This is a genomic window from Fibrobacter sp. UWB3, assembly GCF_002210405.1.
GTDB lineage: Bacteria > Fibrobacterota > Fibrobacteria > Fibrobacterales > Fibrobacteraceae > Fibrobacter.
This window is the reverse complement of record NZ_MWQJ01000003.1, coordinates 280,118-298,114: the sequence shown is the minus strand read 5'-3', so window position 1 is coordinate 298,114 and position 17,997 is coordinate 280,118. Positions and strand designations below refer to the sequence as shown.

Genomic DNA, 17,997 nt, shown 5'->3' with positions numbered 1-17,997 from the left:
TATGTTTGTACCTTCAGTAACACATCCTATTGGCGACTTTGTCCGTGAATGGGTTCCGCGCTTGGCAGAATATCTGCCCGCAAACATCCAGTCCGAAGACCTCAACAGCGTCGTCGCCTTCCTCATCAACGCTGTGATTTGCATTATCGCCGTCTGCGTGGTGAACATCGGCTCTGCCCCGATTCTCATTTACATGGAACGCAAGGTTTGCGCTCACGTGCAATGCCGTTTGGGACCGATGCGCCTTGGCTGGCACGGAACGCTCCAGACCATCGCGGACGTGATCAAAATGCTCTTCAAGGAAGTGTACGCTCCGAGTGGCGCTGACAAGCTCATGTTCTACTTGGCTCCGCTAATCGTCTTGATTGCACCGTTCATCGTCTGCGCCTTGATTCCGTTCGACAAGAATCTCGTGGTCGCCGATGTCTCGATGGGCATCCCGCTCATCATCGCGGTAAACGGCTTTGGCGTGCTCGGCATTTTGCTTGGCGGCTGGAGCAGTAACAACAAGTATTCCTTGCTCGGTGCGCTCCGCAGTGGCGCCCAGATGATCAGCTACGAAATCTCGTTTGCAATGATTCTCCTGTTCGTCGTCATGATTTCGGGTTCTACGAACCTCATGAGCATTACGATGGGCCAGGAAGGAACCATTTTTGACTGGTGGATTTTCAAGATTCCAGTCCTCGGTTTCATCGCGTTCATCCTCTTCTTTATTTCTAGTACCGCCGAAATGAACCGCGCTCCCTTCGACATTGCCGAAGCAGAACAAGAACTTACGGGCGGTTACCACACGGAATACAATGGCACCCCGTTTGCCATGTTCTACCTTGCCGAATACATCGCCCTCATCACGAACTCCGCACTTGCGACCACATGCTTCCTCGGTGGATTCTTCCCGCCGTGCATCGGCATTGCTGCTGTGGACAACGTTTTGAACATGGTACCTGGCGTCGTATGGTTCTTCGCGAAGATTTACTTTATGGTCTGGTGCTACATGATGGTCCGCTGGACGTTTGTGCGCCCGCGTGTCGACCAGCTCATGGACTTTGAATGGAAATTCCTTTTGCCGGTAAACCTAGTGTTGCTCGTCGCTGGCGCAGCCTTTATCGCAATTGGTGGTTAGTATGAACGAAAATATTTCAACTCTTCAATACATTAAACGCTACCTGAAGCGTTGCATTACGGGTCCGTGGAGCCTTATTTGCGGATTGTCCGTAACGCTCAAGTATTTTTTCAATCCTAAGCGCATCGTTACGGAACAGTACCCCGAAAATCGCAAGACGCTCAAAATGCACGACCGCTACCGCGGCCGCCTTGAGATGATCGAAGATGCAGACGGCAACAACCGCTGCACCGCTTGCGGCATGTGCGAACGCGCCTGCCCGAACGCCTCCATCAACGTGCTTGCCACAAAGAACATTGCAGGCAAGAAGGTTCTCGGACGTTACGTGTACCACTTCGCCAGTTGCACCCAGTGTGGCCTCTGCGTAGAAGCCTGCCCGTTTGGAGCCATCCGCATGAGTCCCGCATTCGAAGTCGCGACAACCGACCCGAACGATCTCGAAATGATTTTAAATAAGAAGGAGGGACAAGGTTAATGTTCCCGGATTTGCCTTTATCATTCCCGATGGGAGGCATGGACATTGCGTTCTATGTCGTCGCATTCGTGATTTTAATGACGGCGGTTTGTTGCGTTGCCGTGAAAAACATCCTGCAAAGCGCCGTGTTCCTCATCTTTAGCTTTGTCACGACCGCCATCCTCTACATGCTCATGCACGCAGAATTCATTGCGCTTGCCCAGGTGATGGTTTACGTGGGCGGTGTCGTGATTTTCGTGGTGTTTACGATTCTTCTCACAAGCCATTTGGGAGAAGACGCTTTCACGACAAAGATGCCGCGAATTTTCACCGCGTTTGCGCTATCCATCGCATTTGTGTTCGTGATGGTCAAATGCGTGCTGCCGACTCCGGACCTGGCAAGTGGCATCGTGAACTCCCCTGCCGATTATTCTTCACTCCAAAACTTCGCCTTGCGCTTGCTCGGTAACGATCCGAACGGATTCATCATCCCGTTTGAAATCGTGAGCGTGCTCCTCTTGATGACGCTTATTTGCGCTATCACGGTCGCCCGCCGCACCAAGGAAGATGCCGAAGAGGAGGCTAGCAAATGAACCTTCTGAATTGCTTGATTCTCGCATTTTTGCTGTTCGGGATTGGCGTCTGGGGCCTGATGCGCCGCCGCCATCTCATCGGTATGCTCATTTCCATTGAGCTCATGCTGAATGCAGCAAACATCAACTTTATCAGTTTCGCCTACTTCACCGCACACGATGCGACTGCAGGCGCTCTGTTCAGTATCTTTGTCATTGCCGTGACGGCTTGCGAAATGGCCATCGCCCTTGCGATTATCGTGACCATGTACCGCCGCCATAAGAGTCTTGACGTTGACCAGTTGAGGGACCTCCATGATTGATGATATCACTCTCGGCTATTTGATTCTATTATTCCCGCTCATCACGTTCGTCGTGAACGGGCTTTTCCTCGGAAACAAGTGCGCAAAAGCCGCAGCGATTTTCGCTGTCATTTGCAACGGCCTTGCCTTTGCCGCTGCTGGCACACTCGCATTCCACTACTTCAGCTCGGACTTTGCACCGCAAAAGGCAATTCTGTTCGACCATACGTTTATCCCGTTCATCGGGGACCTGGTCGCAAGAATAGGTATGCTCGTAGACCCGCTCTCCGTGATGATGCTCGTGGTCGTCACGTTTATCAGCTTCATGGTGAACATCTACAGCATCGGCTACATGCGCGAAGACCGCGCCGCCGGGCGTTTCTTTGCACTCCTCTCGTTGTTCAGCTTTAGCATGCTTGGCCTCGTCATTGCGACAAACCTTTTCCAAATGTTCATCTTCTGGGAACTCGTCGGCGTATCGAGTTACTTGCTCATCGGTTTCTGGTACCACAAGCCAAGCGCTGTGAGCGCATCCAAGCAGGCGTTCATCCTCACCCGCTTTGCCGATAGCTTCTTCTTGCTCGGCATTGTGCTCGTGAGCTACGTCGTCGGCAGTTTCGACTTTTCGACGCTCAATTCGCTTAGCCTGGTCGATTTCCAGAAGCAGTTCATCAACCTCGGCCTTGTGACTGTTCCGAAGTCCGAAGCACTCGTTCTCGGTTCCATCTTGATTTTCACCGGTGGCTGGGGCAAGTCCGCCATGTTCCCGATGCATATCTGGCTCCCGAACGCGATGGAAGGTCCTACACCGGTCAGCTCTATCATTCACAGTGCAACAATGGTCGTTGCAGGCGTTTACCTTGTCGCTCGACTCTTCCCGTTCTTTGCCATTTGCGATAACGCCCTCACGCTCATCATGTGGGTCGGCGCATTCACGATGGTCTTTGCAGCCGTCATCGCCTGCACGCAAAAGGACATCAAGCGCATTCTCGCCTACTCCACGCTTTCGCAGCTCGGTTACATGATGTTTGCGCTTGGCGCTTGCAAAATAGGTCAAGTCGTCGCCGTTACCGGTTGGACCGCTTCGACATTCCACATCTTCACGCACGCTTTCTTCAAGTGCAGCTTGTTCCTCATCGCCGGTAGCTTAATCCATCAGGTCGGCACGAACGATCTCGATGCGATGGGCGGTCTCGGCAAGAAGATGAAGCTCACTTACGCTTGCACGCTCATTTCGATACTCGCCATTTCGGGCATTCCGCCGTTCTCCGGATTCTTCTCCAAGGACGAAATCATTCTCGCCGCATTCCAGGGACATCATTACGTCGTCTTTGGGCTTGCACTCCTCACGAGCGGACTTACGACATTCTACATGTTCCGTCTGTTCTTCCTTGCTTTCCATGGCGCTCCGCGTCACGAAGGCGTCAAGGCGGGCCATGTGCACGAAGATTTCGCGATGACACTCCCAATAGCCATCCTTGCAATTCCCGCACTTTTGAGCGGTATCCTCGGCAAGGGCATTTTTGAAAAGTTCTTTGTTCCGGGCCAGTTGAATGTTCCGCAGCTCGTCAAGCTCGAACATGCTGAATGGCTCCCGTTTGTCGCCGTTGGCATTGCCGTTGTCGCTCTCGTGATTGCCTGGGTGCTTTACGCAAGCCCGTGGGCAAAAGTCCAGCGTGCCCTCGACGAATCCAACCGCAGCGGCATTTACAAAGTCATTTATCACAAGTTCTACTTCGATGAAATGTACTACGCCGTCGTCCGCCAGTTTATCTTTGGCGGTATCGCACGTGTCGCTCGCGCATTCAACGATTACGTGATTGAAGGACTCCTCGCCTTTACGGTTTGGTTTGTCCACAAGCTCGGTGACTTGGTCCGTTTTGCCCAGGCCGGCTACCTGCCGTTCTACTTGGGTACTTTGATTGTTGGCGTTCTCCTTTGGCGATTCTTCGGCCAGCTTCCCCTGTAAGGCGCACCCATGAATACAATACTTTTTAACTCCATTTGGGTCCTCCCCCTCTTAACGGTTCTCGCCTGCGTACTGATTCCCGCCACGTACGAAAAGACGCTCCGAACCATCCACGTCACGTCGGCAACAATTGTCCTTGCAATTGTCTGCTACTTGACTTACGCCATCTACGCCCTCTCGGGAACTCCGACAGATCCGGCAGCTGCACCGCTTGCGCTCCGATTCTTCACGGACATCCCGTGGCTTTCGATGTTCAATGCCCACTACATTGTCGGCGCGGACGGTCTCAACATGCTGTTGCTTGCACTCACGGCGTTTATCGTCTGGGCAGGCGTACTTGTAAGCCTCAAGATCAAAGGGAATCAGAAGATTTTCTTTGCGCTTATTCAGCTCTTGGCAACAAGCGTTTACGGCGTGTACATGAGCTTTGACTTGGTGCTTTTCTTCGTGTTCTACGAAATGGAAGCGCTCTGCATGTACCTCATGATTGCCTGCTACGGCAGTGGCAAACGCGACTACGGTGGTAAAAAGCTCACGTTGACGCTCGCGTTCGGTTCTTCGATGATTCTAGCAACGCTCTTCGGACTTTACTTCGAAAGTGGCGCTACAAGCTGGAACCTCATTGAAATTGCAAAGACGACGCTCCCGATGGATTTCCAGATGTGGGCTTTCCCGCTCATGTTCATGGGATTCGCCGTTTCGAGTTCGCTCTTCCCGTTCCACTTCTGGAGCCCGGACGGTCACTCCGCCGCACCGACCGCCGTTTCGATGCTCGCCGCCGGTGTGATGATGAAAATGGGTGCCTACGGATGCCTCCGCGTTGCCATGTTCCTCATGCCCGAAGCCGCCAAGATTTGGCTCCCGTATGTTGTTGCGCTCTTGATTTTCAATGTGGTACTTGGCCCGTTCATTGCCATTCGCCACAAAGACCTCAAGTACATCACCGCTTACAGCTCCATCAGCCACTTGGGCCTCATCTTCCTCGGACTTGCAGCCCTCACGCCGATAGGACTTCGTGGCGCCAGCCTCCAGATGATTTCTCACGGATTCTTGACCGGACTCTTCTTCGCGACCATCGGCATGATTTACGAACGCACCCACACCCGTGACATCACGGAAATGGGCGGCATCATGCGCAAAATGCCCTTCCTCGGCGTTGGCTTTGTGCTTGCCGGTTTTGCAGGGCTTGGCCTCCCGGGCTTTAGCGGATTCATTGCCGAAAGCACCATCTTCATTGGCGCATTCCAGCAAGATTCCACGCTCACACGCATCGTGACGATTCTCGCCATTCTCTCCATCACGACGACAGCCGTCTACATTCTGCAAACTGCGAACCGCATGCTTCATGGTCCGCTCCCGCAGAAGTACGAAAGTCTCACGGATGGATGCTTCCGCGAAAAGTTGGTCATTGTCGTTCTCGTTGCCTGCTTGTTGTTCATCGGTGTTTGCCCCGGCTGGATTTCGGAACTTCTGGACCAGAGCATAGCACCTATCTTTGAAAAGATTTCATCGGCAGGTTTATAGTAGGTTTAATTATGACAAATTTTGCAATTCCAAACTTCATTCTACCTGACGTTTTGCTGCTGATTTTCCCATTCGTCGTGATTGGGATACGCCTTTTCGTGACTACACAATCCAAAGTCCCTTGGCGTATGGCAAACATCGGCTTTATCGCCATCTTCTTCTTGCTGAACTTCATCCCGCTCGCGAGCGGCAACGGCAAGTTCTTTATCTGCAACTGGAAAGTGGACGACTTCGGCGTGCTCATGCGCGAAGTGCTCATGGTGAGCGCTCTGCTTGGCATGTGGCTTTCCAAAGATTACTTCGAACACGGCGCCGACAAGAAACCGCCCATGCACCAGATTGCCGAATTTATTGGCGCCATCGCATTTGCAACGTTCGGTGGATTCACGGTCGTGAGCGCTTGCGACTTGCTCACGTTCTTCCTCGGCCTCGAAATTGCGACCATCCCGATGTATGCACTCGCCGCCTGGAACAAGCGCGACCAATACGGCTCTGAAGCCGCTACCAAGTACATCTTGATGGGCTCCGTTGCAACGGCATTTGAACTGTTCGGCTTCAGCTACCTCTATGGTTTCTCCGGAAGCCTCCACTTCAACGAGATCCAGGCCGCCGTCGCAAGCGGTTCTAGCCCGCTCTTGTGGATTGCCGTGCTGTTCCTCTTCTGCGGAATCGGATTCAAGCTCACGCTGTTCCCGTTCTACACCTGGGCTCCGGACGTTTACGAAGGCGCACCGACGCCTGTGACAGCAGTGCTTTCTGTCACCTCGAAGGCAACAGCAATCGCGTTCCTCGTCGTGCTCGTCTATGGCCCACTCTCCCCGATTCAAGACAAGATGGCACCGCTCATTGCGCTCCTCGCAGGCGTCACGCTCTTTGTCGGAAACCTCGGCGCACTCAAGCAAAGCCGCCTCCGCCGTTTCATGGCTTACAGCTCTATCGCTCAGGCAGGCTACATCATGATCGCATTGCTTGGCCCTGCAACAACAGCAAAGACTGCTATCATCTATTACCTCTTTGTCTATGCCGTTTCGAACTACCTCGCCTTCTTCGTATTCGGCATCATCGGGCATCACCGCGAAGAGACTTTCCAGTCGCTCCGCGGGCTTTCAAAACAGAACCCGAGCCTCGCCATCGCCCTTGCGATTTCGATGTTCAGCTTGGCAGGCATTCCGCCTCTCGCCGGTTTCTTTGGCAAGTTCCACCTGTTCTTCAGCGGAGCTTCAACAGGCCATTACGCGCTCGTGGCATTCGCCGTTTTGAACAACGTCATTGCGCTCTTCTACTACTTGCAGCTCATCAAGGCCGCCTGGGTCGATGAACCTGACGGACATTTGAACCCGCTCCGCCTCACCAAGCGCCAGCGCGAAGTCATCATTTTGCTGAGCATCGCGGTAATCCTCCTCGGCTTTGTTCCTTTCCTGAGCAACAACATCTTTGCCGGGTTTATGAATTAAACAAGGGGAAACGCCTTGATTCTCCTAACGGAGAATGACATTACAATTTCGCCTCCGACTAAGTCGGAGGCGTTTTTTATTTTTAGTTTATTGTTACTAGAATTTTAGGCTTAGTCCTGCAAGCAACGTATAGAGTAGGCATAGTCCTTTTGGAAGTAGCCACCATTGTTCACGCTGTTGCTGCTGGATTTCATAGTCCTGGTGTAGCCGTAACTCCTATTTTCATCCCACTGTTTGGCACCCCAGAAGCCTGCGTGGTTGCCATCAGTGGTGAAGGCAAAATTGACATACTTAAAGCCTGCAGGGAGCGCCGAGAAACCGTACGCATCCTCGTTCTCGATGCCATCAACCGCTTTCCAAAGAGTCTGGGCCTTGAGTTTCTGACCCGCCGTGGAAATCCCGCCCACAGCGTCGATCAGGGTATCCCATTCCACATCGCTCGGCACATGCCAGCCGTCCGGGCAAATGCCCTGAACGTAGCCCGTGCCAAGGTCGCAGTCATGATTGCTACCGCACTCGTTCTCAGGCTTGCCCATGGCAGTGGCCCAGGTGTACAAGCGACCGTAGGTGTCGCAGTCGCCTCCATCAAAATCACCACTTTTGCGATTGCCACCGCACCAGCTGTCTTCAATTTCATAGTTCAGGTTTTCAGCCATCCAAATCTGTTCGCCGATTTTCACCTTCTTGTAGACTCGTTCCACAACATCGCCTCGCTTTGCACAGAACTGCGTTCCACGGTCATATTCACTTTCACCGCAAGTAAATTTCTGTAATTCGTTTTCTACGCATTCAAACTTCATCGGATTGTAATCCTTGCCATTGCACAGGTCATACACAACCTTAGCATAACAGAACTGAGCATCCATGTCATAGAGACTATCTTCGCAATCTTCAGAATTGCATTCCGAAGGGCACGACTTCAGTCGTTTTCCGTCCTTACAGATGACTTCGCTCGGATTATAGGCCTTTCCGCCACACAGTTCAAGAACAGCAAAGACTCCTTCTTTTTCATTGAAATTGCAGAAGTGGGTTTCCGGATCAAAAGGCTCGTTGTTGCACGTTGCCTTGTAGAACTTTTCAATCTGGACATTCTCACCCTTGCCGCACTCAAGCGTAACGACACCAGCCTTGTCGCCAACAACCCTGCAAGCATCGTCACTGGCATCTTTTCCATTTGAGCCGTCCTTGATGACGACCGGTTCGGATTTGCCACAGGTTATTTCAACGCCGCCTTCGACCGACTTGGTCGAGCAGCTTTCGCCCGCAGGGCCGGTAACGCTTTCGCCGTCTTTTCCATTCGTAATCGTAACGGTTTTATCACCGCAAGTCAAGTCGTAGCCGTTCTTTTGTTCATTGACTTTGATGGAGCAACTTGAACCCTGTGCGCCCGCCAGCGAAGCAAGCCACTCGGCTTCAGTTCCCTTGAAACCGTTTTCCTTTGCAATTTCGTAAGCAGACTTGCCGTTTGAGCCATTCGAGCCATTGGTTCCGTTTTTACCATCGGCTCCTTTAGCACCGTCCTTACCATTCAAGAGAGTCCCGACCTTTTTGCCACCGCATAGCACGTCATACCCGGAACCGTCTTTCAGCGCCTCTACAGTACAGGATGTTCCATCCTTACCGTCTTTGCCATCAGCACCATTTTTGCCATCCTTGCCATTGGCTCCATCCTTACCGTCAGAACCTTTGACTTCAGAGAGATTCACCTCTTTCCAGACGCTGTCGGCACAGAAGTAAATAGCATCGGAACTATCGACATAAACCATGCGGCCTTTGTTCTTGGAATTGCAATCGCCCAGGTCTTTAAACGATGCAACCGTATTTAAATCGGCATTTGTAAGTTGGTCAAGTTCTTCACCGCAAGCGGTCAAAAGAGCCGTTGCAGATAATGTACCTGCAAGCGAGATGAACAACTTTTTAGTTTTCGTATTCATAATATCATTCCTTTATGAGAGATTGCGGTAAAAACCTACGGTTCATCCTTCAAGCAGCGAACCGAAATAGCATAACTCTTGATCAATTCATCAAGTGAACCCTTGTCAGATCCAGAGAACAAACTGAAAAAGTGCACATAGCTGCCAAAACCGGACTCTAAAGTACTCCAAAAGTATGCGCCGTCATCTTCGTTTACATAACGCCCCAAGTCGGTTCTTGCGCCAGCAGGCAAAGCCGAGAACAAATAAGTCACCCCGCCTTCGCTTGACTTAAGATTCTTACAGACTTCGTTATCTTCCCTCCAATCTGTAAAAGTCGGATCCACGCTAGAAGCAAGAGTCTTAAACTCATCCGCATCCGGCAGATGCCAGCCATCGGGGCATGCACCCTGCACGTAGCCCGAACCCAAGTCGCAAGATTCATCACCGCCACACTCTTCTTCAGTCTTGCCCATAGCGGCAGCCCAAGTATACACGCGGCCGTACTTCGCGCAATCGCCATCTGTCGTTCCCGATCCGCCACCACACCAGCTATTTTCTGTTTCATAGTTCAGGTTCTCGGCCATCCAGGTCTGCTCGCCGATTTTCACAATATTGTAGGCACGTTCTTCCACGCCGCCTCTCGTTGCACAGAACTGCTTCTCTAGGTCTAATTTGCTTCCTCCGCAAACAATTTTTTCCAACTTGTTATTCTTGCACCTGTACATCGTGGGGTCGTAATCCTTGCCGTCGCACAGGTCATACAAATCAATACCATAGCAGAACTGGACATCTACATCATAACGGTGATAAGTGCATCCTTCAGAATTACATTCCAAATGGCACAACTTCTGCAGCTTACCTTCTTCACAGAGGTCATCGCCTGGAATATAGGTCCTTCCACCGCACAGTTCCACGACAGAAAAGGTTCGTTCTTCTTCATTGAAATAGCAGAAATGGGTTTCCGGATCAAAAGGCTCGTTGTTGCATGTGGCCTTGTAGAGTTTTTTAGTCCGAACGTCCTCGCCCTCGCGGCACTCAAACGTAACAACTCCACCCTTGTCGCTAACGATCTTGCAGCCATCATCACTTGCGTCTAATCCGTTCGTGCCATTCTGAATTACGACCGGTTCCGAATCGCCACAGGTAATTACAACGCTACCTTCAATAGATCTAGCCGAGCAACTTTCACCCGCAGGTCCGGTAACGCTTTTGCCGTCTTTTCCATTCGTAAGCGTAACGGTTTTATCACCGCAAACCAAATCAAAGCCATTCTTTTCTTCATTGGCTTTGACGGAACAACTTGAACCCTGCGCACCCGTCAGCGAAGCAAGCCAATCAGCTTCTGTACCCTTGAAGCCGTTTTCCTTGGCTATTTCGTATGCAGACTTGCCATTTGAGCCGTTAGTGCCATTCTTGCCGTCAGCACCTTTTGCGCCGTCCTTACCGTTCGTGATTGTTCCGACCTTTTTGCCAGCACATAGTACGTCATACCCAGAGCCGTCTTTCAGAGCCTCTACAATACAGGATGTTCCATTTGTCCCATCCTTGCCGTTAGTTCCATTCTTGCCGTCGGCGCCGTTTTTGCCATCCTTGCCGTCAACACCCTTGGCTTCCGAGAAATTCACCTCTTTCCAGACACTGTCGGCACAGAAGTAAATAGCATCGGAACTATCAACATAAACCATACGACCTTTGTTTTTAGAATTACAATTGCCCAGGTCCTTAAGCGATGCGACCGTATTTAAGTCGGAATTTGTAAGTTGAGCGAGTTCTTCGCCGCAAGAGGTCAAAAGAGCCGTTGCAGACAGCGCACCTGCAAGCGCGACCAGCATCTTTTGGGTTCTGGTTTTCATGTCATTGTTCCCTTTGGTTAAACTTGTAACAAAACCGCATAAAAATAAGTGTTTTGTAAGAATAAAAACATCACGGACAAAATATAGCTATACCAATGAAATTGTCAAGGATTTTGACAACAAATTGCCACAGTCGCAAGTGGCAGAATCAATGAAAAAAAACATCCGAGGTCTTTGATTGACCTCGGATTAGTTTTACTGTCATTGGCTTTTTTAATGCCTAGAGCATTAATTACTTTTGATCGATTTCCGCTTTAATCGCTAAGACATCAGCTTCAGAAAGCTTTGAAACGCGTACGACCTTTTCTACAGAATCACCTTCAATAAGCAAATCTTTTGCCACTTCGCGAGCCTTTTGATTACGGCCTCGATCAAGGGCGGCCTTGTTGATTGCATATTCATCCCATTTGGCTTTCTGCGCTTCATCAATCATTTTCTGTTCCTCTTTCGATAATTTAGCCAAATATGCACTTGAAAACAAGAGCTCAAATGCCGTATTGGCATACTGCTTGGGCATTTGCGTCATGTTTTTCATGTTCTTGAGCGCGTAAAGCCCCCTGTCTAGCGTTGTTTCAAGTTGGTCCAGAGGCTTGTTGAACTTCGGAAGTTCCACAAAAGCGAAAGAAAGGACATCGCTAACGCTAGCCCCATTGATTTCACGGATCTTGGCACGGCGGATATAGCGGTCATCGACAAATACATTGAATTCCATAAAAACTACTGTAACAACAGGTTTCAGCTCATAATTGTACTTTTGTCCACGTTCGCCCTGCGCAATGACAGTCTGCGATGCGTAATAAATCGCACGGTTGACAATGTTTTCTTGCATAAGGAGCTGCACTTCGATAATAAAGCGTCGCTGTGCCGAATCGATGCAGTACAAGTCAAAGACTGTTGTCCGGTTTTCATTTGACCCATTATTGAATTCCTTATCGCGGGACTGAACGTCCACAATCGGCGATGATATTTCTCCTTCAAGCACAGCATTCAAGAGCGCTATCAGACAAACCTTGTTCTTAGTGTCGGGATTGAAGGCTTTCTTGAATGTCCTGTCCGTAAGAAGGTCTGCAAAGACTCCCGCTCCCCTATATTCCTCATAAGTTCTTGCCTCGCTAATTGTTTTTCCCCAATGGGCTTCTGTAATGTTATTGTTGTTTTCCATAGATATCCATTATTAAATTCCGAAAATGTCGGCTCATAGACAGAAAATTGCTCCCCATCCATTATATTAACACGCATTTTTCGCGATTTTAGACCACAAATTTATTGTAAAATTGCGATTTATAAAAAAACACCCGAGGTCTTTGGTAGACTTCGGGTGAGTTTTTTAGTTTAATTGTGTTTATAACTATTCGTTCCAGATGTCGTTGGGCAACTTGCCGATATCGCGAAAGTCCAGCTTGCCACTTGTGGCAGAATTCATGCTCACGAGGCGTGCCAAAGGCTTGCCAGCGCGTTCAATGACGATTTCTTCGTCCTTGATGGCGACCTGGTTCAAGAGCGTCCCAAAATTCTGACGCATATCCATTGCAGAAACTACTTTCGACACGGCGAGTCCTTTTCCCTCTACGTCATCCTCCGCTAGGAGGATCCATAATTTTTCATACAGAATTTAATTATTATTATAATTAACGTCAAAATGTTTGAAAGGAGATGCCCGCCTTCGCGGGCATGACAATGCAAAAGGTGACCCCGTCCCGGAACAAGTCCGGGATGACAGTCCGGGGTGACATCAAAAAATGGATCAAGAAGTTCGCACATTTTCGGTCACGCAGTACATGCGTTCGCTCAAGAACACCGTAGAATCAACACCTGCGGTGTGGGTGCATGGGGTCATTTCGCAAATTGCGGAAAAGCCGTCGGGCGTTTACCTGAGCATTGCGGACTTTGCCGATGGCGACGTGAAGCCCAAGGCCACCCTCGCCCTTTACTGCTACACCGCCAAGTACGATGCGATTCTCGCCAAGATTTCAAGCCTTTCGCAACCGTTTACGCTAAAGCACGATTTGAAAGTCAATTTTCTCGTGCGCGCAGAACTGTACATCCCGTACGGAAAGTTGCAAGCGCAAATTCTGGACATCGATCCGGTTTACACGATTGGCGAACTTGCACTCACCAAAAGCGCCATTTTGAAGCGCCTTGCGATGGAAGGCCTGCTCGAAAAGAACAAGCAACTCGAACTTGCCGACGTTCCGCTCCGCGTGGGGCTTATCACCGGCGAAAATACGGCCGCGTACAAGGACTTCACCACGCGACTTGAAGCGTCTCCGTTCGCATTCGAAGTCACGACGGTCTATGCGCGGATGCAAGGGAACGAAACAGAAGGGAGCATCATCGCCGCACTGGAACAGCTCCAAAGCGACCCCAATTTAGACGTTGTCTGCATTGTGCGCGGTGGCGGTGCAAAAACTGATTTGAACTTCTTTGATAGCGAAGCGCTTTGCCGAGCGGTAGCAAACTACCCCACCCCCGTCTTTACGGGAATCGGTCACGAAATCGACCGCTGCCTTTTGGACGAAGTCGCTTACCTCTCGTGCATCACGCCCACGGACTGCGCGAAGCGTCTCGTGGAACGCGTCACGGATAGCTGGAACCGAATGACTGAAGCGATGGCAAGCATTGCCGATGGCGCACGCGATTTGCTCACCGAAAGCAACAAGCAACTCGGCACGATGGGGAACCAGCTCCAGCAAAAAGTTTTCGGGCTCATCCAAAACGAGAAATCGAAACATGTGCTCATCGCCGCCTCCATAAAAAAAGACACCGCATTTTATATAAAGTCTGAGCACGAGCGTTTAGACCGCAACCATGAAGGTTTAAAGCAAGGTTCCCGAAAAATTCTCGACCTCGCAAAATCGAAGTTCGAACTCGTCAACGAAAAAGTCAAAAATGCAGACCCGCAAACAACGCTTGCCAAGGGCTATTCGCTCACGCTAGACGAAAACGGAAAATTCATCCGCAAGGCAAGCCAGCTCAAGAGCGGCGACACCATCAAAACACGACTCGCCGACGGGGACGTCCTATCCGTGGTGCAATAACTAGATCCTTCGACTTCGTGCTGCGCACTCCGCTCAGGATGACAAGCTCCGCACAGCACCTAGCCAAACACCGGCAAGCTTTCGATTTTCTTGAAACGGTGCGTCACGGAGTCCAGCTCAAAATAGCGCACGCAATCGCCAAGCGCAAGCATCACGTAATTCGGTGTCAGCACTTGCAAATACTTGTTCAATTGCTGTTGCAACACTGGCCACGTGTATTCACCCGGAGCCTTGCACTCCACCAGGAGCCATGGCTTGTTCAGAGGCGCCCCCGCCCTAAAATTATGCACCAAGATATCCACGCGGTCCGACGTCTTTACATCAATCGACGAAAGCGGAAATTCCACCGCGATCAAGTGCTCCGGAACCTTTACTACATCGACCAAATAGCGCACCGTCGCCTGGCGAACATGTTCTTCGGGCGTTGCAGGGACATCCTTTTTGCGAATCGGGTCAAATAGCGTATCGTGGGTCATTGGCGTGAATATAAAAAAACGTGAGGAAAATCACCCCATTTCAAAGCGAAATTACAAAAAAAGTTAAACAAGTCAACCCAACTTGCGTGTTTCATATTATCTTTATAATGACTTTTTATTTACAAAAAGCCTACGAAGGAGCAAATATGGATTTACAGGAATATGTCAATCAGTTCGATTCGATGACCTGCATCATGTCCGTCGAAAAAAAGCCGAACGGCTACGGCAAGATGCGTATCGAAGTCGGGAACAAGGCATATATCGATTCCTTCGAAAAAAATAGTGGCAATCTTATCGACATGCCGTTTGGCAAAAGGTTTGTCCCAGGTCAGGAATACACTGCGTATATTCCCAAGGACCTGAACTTCGAACATTTTATCTATAGCAGCGCCGTCCTCAAAAAGCCGATGCACGCCTACATTCACCCAGAAAGGTTCGATGTTTGGTTCAATATCTTCAGCCTGCCCCTCGATTTTGAAGACCCGTTCAAGTGCTACTGCACCTACACGCAAGAACTGTCGACCGATATGAACACGGATTCCTTGCAAGGCCTTTCGGCAAAGACAACTGCCGATGTGCTCAAGACCTGCATCAAGCTCCGCAGCACCAAGAACTTCCTCAAGACCATGGACGAGGTGATGGCCGACATCCGTAACATCTGCAAGGCAAATTACTGCTGCATCATGTTGACGGACTTCAAGGCACGCAAATGCTCCTTGCTCAGCGAAAATTCCGCCCCCGAAATCGGCAGGCACACGCTTGCAGACTTTTTGAACGATGAATTTATCGACTACGCCAAGTCCTGGCTAGACATCATCAACGGGAGCACTTGCTTGCTCATCAAGAACGAACAAGACAAGGAAGATATCAAGGCCCGTCACCCGGCTTGGTATAAGTCCTTGCGGTCAGCAAACATTGAAAGGCTTGCGCTGTTCCCGCTCAAGTACAACGATGACATCATCGGATTCATCTGGGCAACCAACTTTGCTCTCGAAGAAACGGACCACATCAAGGAAACGCTCGAACTTTCGACGTACTTTATCGCATCGGAAATAGCCAACTACCAGCTGCTGCAAAAACTCGAAAAGCTGAGTTCTACGGACCTCTTGACCGAAGTCAAGAACCGCAACGCAATGAACAACCGCATTCTCAAGATATTATCCGGCCGCGAAAGAGTTCCAAACAGCTATGGGATTGTCTTTGCCGACTTGAACAACCTCAAATACGTCAACGACAGCGAAGGCCACGGTGCAGGCGACCAGTTGCTAAAAGACGGTGCAGAAATTCTCAAGTCGACTTTCGAAAATTCAGAGATTTACCGCGCCGGTGGCGACGAGTTCCTGATTATCGACATGGAGAACACCAAAGAAACTCTAAGCCACAAAGTTGAGACGCTCCGAAAGAAATCGGACGACCCGAACAAAATCAGTTTTGCCGTCGGATTCTATTACGAAGAAAATGGTGGCGACATCCGAAAAGCCATGCGCGAAGCCGACGCTAACATGTACAACGATAAAAAAGCTTTTTATGAAAGGCACCCTGAGTGCAGGAATCGTTAAATGATGGATTTGCAGAAATTTGTAGATAACTTCCACACGATGACAAGCATCTTGTCGGTCGAAAAACGCGATGATGACAGAATCGGCACCATCCGTATCGAGGCCGCAAATGACCTGTATATCCGCGCCATGGAAAATGTCGACAAAGATGGCAATGTCGTCTTTAAGGAAAAGTTTGTCCCCGGCAGTAGCTACGAACGCTACATGAAGAAGGAACTCAACTTCGAGAACTTCTGCTACGAATGTGCCATCAAAAAGAAACCTGTACACGCCTACATCCGCCCCGAGCGCTACACCTTCAGCATCAACCTGTACATGATGCCACTCGCTATTGACGACCCGAAAAAGGCGTATTGTAGCTACTCCCAGGAAATTACGTTCGAAGAAAATGTCGACGCGATGTCGAACATTTCGGCTAAGACTTCATCCAACGTATTGCGGACTTGTATCAAGTTGTGCAGTACTAAAAACTTGCAAAAGACCATGGACGAAGTCATCGAGGACATCCGCAAAATCTGTGATGCAAGCTATTGCTGCGTGATGCTGACGGACTTCAATGACAACACGTGGTCCGTATTTAGCGATGCCTTAAAGCCGGATTCCGAGATCCGTTCCATTCGTGAACTCAAATCCGAGAACTTTGTCGATTACGCAAGGTCCTGGATAAAGACACTGAACGGAAGCAATTGCCTGATGATCAAGAACAAGGACGACCTCGAAGTCATCCATCTGGAAAACCCGGCATGGTACAATTCGCTTGTAGCCGCTAACGTCCGTAGCCTTGTCCTCTTGCCACTCGAATACAACGGCCTTACTCTAGGCTTTTTCTGGGCCACGAATTTCGACACGTCGAACACGCTCTACATACGTGAAACACTTGAGCTTTCGGCATTCTTTGTCGCCTCGGAAATTGCGAACTACCAGCTTTTGAACCAGCTAGAACTACTCAGCAGCATGGACCTCTTGACGGGCGTCATGAACCGTAATTCCATGAACAATCGCGTGACGCAGTTTTTGAATGGCGAAGTGCAGTACAAGTCGCTCGGTATCATCTTTGCAGACTTGAACGGCCTCAAGCCAGTCAACGACAACAAAGGTCACGACGCTGGCGACAAGCTTTTAAAAGACGCCTCACAGCTTTTAAAATTCACGTTCGACGGTTGCGAATTCTACCGCGCAGGTGGCGACGAATTCTTGATTATCGCACTCGACAAGTCGAAAGAAGAGCTCGAAGCCAAAGTCAAAGCTCTCCGCGAAAAATCGATGATTCCGGGCAAGGTCAGTTTTGCCGTCGGATTCTACTACGATGCAAACGGTGGAGACATCCGCACAGCCATGCACGAAGCCGATGTCCGCATGTACGAAGACAAGAAGCGTTACTATGACCGGTTCCCCGCCAACAGAAAGCGCTTTTTATAAAGTCACAAAACGCTCTTGACATTTGCACTAGGCGGAACTATATTTTTGCACATGAATATCTTTGGACAGAACAACATCGCAATAGCAGATGCAAGATTTGCAGCTAACGCAGCAAAGGCAGCAAGCCCGGCAGCAGCCCGAGCTATTATGGGGCTGTCCAAAGAAACCAAAATCTGTAAAGCTTAACGCAAAAAACTCAGATTAAAAGTTTCAAGGGCAGCCCCGAAAAAGGCAGCCCTATTTTTTATATCCAAACTTTTATACCCAAAACTTTAACCATAAAACAAGGAATCGAAAGTTCTTACCGAATAATACACTGGATCCTTCGCCCTTTACAG

15 protein-coding genes are annotated in these 17,997 nt (G+C 49.9%); 10 read left to right on the top strand and 5 right to left on the bottom strand.

Annotation, left to right across the window (positions count from 1 at the left end; translation table 11 throughout):
* Position 1 precedes the first annotated feature (1 nt).
* Genes B7991_RS05550 through B7991_RS05520 form a run of 7 tightly spaced genes read left to right on the top strand, consistent with a single transcriptional unit; the run spans position 2 to position 7,398 of the window.
* The gene (locus B7991_RS05550; RefSeq protein ID WP_014546974.1) at positions 2-1,123 is read left to right on the top strand and encodes a complex I subunit 1 family protein; all 1,122 of its coding nucleotides are present in this window, start codon (positions 2-4) and stop codon (positions 1,121-1,123) included.
* Between the two features lies 1 nt (position 1,124).
* Positions 1,125-1,598, top strand: a complete 474-nt coding sequence (locus B7991_RS05545; RefSeq protein ID WP_088629960.1) for an NADH-quinone oxidoreductase subunit I — start codon at positions 1,125-1,127, stop codon at positions 1,596-1,598.
* Positions 1,598-2,170 carry an NADH-quinone oxidoreductase subunit J gene (locus B7991_RS05540; protein WP_088629959.1) on the top strand — a complete coding sequence of 191 codons (573 nt, stop codon included), beginning with the start codon at positions 1,598-1,600 and terminating at the stop codon, positions 2,168-2,170. Before B7991_RS05545 ends, B7991_RS05540 begins: the two co-directional genes overlap by 1 nt.
* On the top strand, positions 2,167-2,472 hold the full coding sequence (nuoK, locus tag B7991_RS05535) for an NADH-quinone oxidoreductase subunit NuoK (protein ID WP_014546971.1): 306 nt from the start codon (positions 2,167-2,169) through the stop codon (positions 2,470-2,472). The genes B7991_RS05540 and nuoK overlap by 4 nt, the downstream gene beginning before the upstream one ends.
* Positions 2,465-4,420, top strand: a complete 1,956-nt coding sequence (nuoL, locus tag B7991_RS05530; RefSeq protein ID WP_088629958.1) for an NADH-quinone oxidoreductase subunit L — start codon at positions 2,465-2,467, stop codon at positions 4,418-4,420. The genes nuoK and nuoL overlap by 8 nt, the downstream gene beginning before the upstream one ends.
* A 9-nt stretch (positions 4,421-4,429) precedes the next feature.
* Positions 4,430-5,944, top strand: a complete 1,515-nt coding sequence (locus B7991_RS05525) for a NuoM family protein (protein ID WP_014546969.1) — start codon at positions 4,430-4,432, stop codon at positions 5,942-5,944.
* 11 nt (positions 5,945-5,955) lie between these two features.
* A complete protein-coding gene (locus B7991_RS05520) occupies positions 5,956-7,398 on the top strand; it encodes an NADH-quinone oxidoreductase subunit N (RefSeq protein ID WP_088629957.1) in 1,443 nt (480 codons plus the stop codon).
* 110 nt (positions 7,399-7,508) lie between these two features.
* Here the strand turns inward: B7991_RS05520 and B7991_RS05515 are convergent, their stop codons facing one another.
* The 4 genes from B7991_RS05515 to B7991_RS05500 all read right to left on the bottom strand — a co-directional run bounded on the left by B7991_RS05515 (position 7,509) and on the right by B7991_RS05500 (position 12,716).
* Complete coding sequence (locus B7991_RS05515; RefSeq protein WP_088629956.1) at positions 7,509-9,332, bottom strand: fibrobacter succinogenes major paralogous domain-containing protein; 1,824 nt, start codon at positions 9,330-9,332, stop codon at positions 7,509-7,511.
* Between the two features lie 35 nt (positions 9,333-9,367).
* A complete protein-coding gene (locus tag B7991_RS05510; protein ID WP_088629955.1) occupies positions 9,368-11,167 on the bottom strand; it encodes an FISUMP domain-containing protein in 1,800 nt (599 codons plus the stop codon).
* 232 nt (positions 11,168-11,399) lie between these two features.
* The gene (locus B7991_RS05505; RefSeq protein ID WP_088629954.1) at positions 11,400-12,329 is read right to left on the bottom strand and encodes an Rpn family recombination-promoting nuclease/putative transposase; all 930 of its coding nucleotides are present in this window, start codon (positions 12,327-12,329) and stop codon (positions 11,400-11,402) included.
* 186 nt (positions 12,330-12,515) lie between these two features.
* Entirely contained in the window at positions 12,516-12,716 is a 201-nt protein-coding gene (locus tag B7991_RS05500) for a type II toxin-antitoxin system Phd/YefM family antitoxin (RefSeq protein WP_233138364.1), read from the bottom strand.
* Positions 12,717-12,906: 190 nt separating this feature from the next.
* Here B7991_RS05500 and xseA point away from each other — a divergent pair, with 190 nt between their 5' ends.
* Positions 12,907-14,205: an exodeoxyribonuclease VII large subunit gene (xseA, locus tag B7991_RS05495; RefSeq protein WP_088629952.1), complete on the top strand. Its 1,299-nt coding sequence runs from the start codon at positions 12,907-12,909 to the stop codon at positions 14,203-14,205.
* Positions 14,206-14,264: 59 nt separating this feature from the next.
* Here the strand turns inward: xseA and B7991_RS05490 are convergent, their stop codons facing one another.
* Positions 14,265-14,681: a type I restriction enzyme HsdR N-terminal domain-containing protein gene (locus tag B7991_RS05490; RefSeq protein WP_088629951.1), complete on the bottom strand. Its 417-nt coding sequence runs from the start codon at positions 14,679-14,681 to the stop codon at positions 14,265-14,267.
* Positions 14,682-14,827: 146 nt separating this feature from the next.
* Here B7991_RS05490 and B7991_RS05485 point away from each other — a divergent pair, with 146 nt between their 5' ends.
* Together B7991_RS05485 and B7991_RS05480 are read left to right on the top strand one after the other, a co-directional pair.
* Positions 14,828-16,240 carry a GGDEF domain-containing protein gene (locus tag B7991_RS05485; RefSeq protein ID WP_088629950.1) on the top strand — a complete coding sequence of 471 codons (1,413 nt, stop codon included), beginning with the start codon at positions 14,828-14,830 and terminating at the stop codon, positions 16,238-16,240.
* Positions 16,241-17,659 carry a sensor domain-containing diguanylate cyclase gene (locus B7991_RS05480; RefSeq protein ID WP_088629949.1) on the top strand — a complete coding sequence of 473 codons (1,419 nt, stop codon included), beginning with the start codon at positions 16,241-16,243 and terminating at the stop codon, positions 17,657-17,659.
* Positions 17,660-17,997 lie beyond the last annotated feature (338 nt).

Coding starts and splice junctions, on each gene's coding strand:
- B7991_RS05550 (WP_014546974.1), top strand. CDS start 2: ATGTTTGTACCTTCAGTAACACATCCTATTGGCGACTTTGTCCGTGAA.
- B7991_RS05545 (WP_088629960.1), top strand. CDS start 1,125: ATGAACGAAAATATTTCAACTCTTCAATACATTAAACGCTACCTGAAG.
- B7991_RS05540 (WP_088629959.1), top strand. CDS start 1,598: ATGTTCCCGGATTTGCCTTTATCATTCCCGATGGGAGGCATGGACATT.
- nuoK (WP_014546971.1), top strand. CDS start 2,167: ATGAACCTTCTGAATTGCTTGATTCTCGCATTTTTGCTGTTCGGGATT.
- nuoL (WP_088629958.1), top strand. CDS start 2,465: ATGATTGATGATATCACTCTCGGCTATTTGATTCTATTATTCCCGCTC.
- B7991_RS05525 (WP_014546969.1), top strand. CDS start 4,430: ATGAATACAATACTTTTTAACTCCATTTGGGTCCTCCCCCTCTTAACG.
- B7991_RS05520 (WP_088629957.1), top strand. CDS start 5,956: ATGACAAATTTTGCAATTCCAAACTTCATTCTACCTGACGTTTTGCTG.
- B7991_RS05515 (WP_088629956.1), bottom strand. CDS start 9,332: ATGAATACGAAAACTAAAAAGTTGTTCATCTCGCTTGCAGGTACATTA.
- B7991_RS05510 (WP_088629955.1), bottom strand. CDS start 11,167: ATGAAAACCAGAACCCAAAAGATGCTGGTCGCGCTTGCAGGTGCGCTG.
- B7991_RS05505 (WP_088629954.1), bottom strand. CDS start 12,329: ATGGAAAACAACAATAACATTACAGAAGCCCATTGGGGAAAAACAATT.
- xseA (WP_088629952.1), top strand. CDS start 12,907: ATGGATCAAGAAGTTCGCACATTTTCGGTCACGCAGTACATGCGTTCG.
- B7991_RS05490 (WP_088629951.1), bottom strand. CDS start 14,681: ATGACCCACGATACGCTATTTGACCCGATTCGCAAAAAGGATGTCCCT.
- B7991_RS05485 (WP_088629950.1), top strand. CDS start 14,828: ATGGATTTACAGGAATATGTCAATCAGTTCGATTCGATGACCTGCATC.
- B7991_RS05480 (WP_088629949.1), top strand. CDS start 16,241: ATGATGGATTTGCAGAAATTTGTAGATAACTTCCACACGATGACAAGC.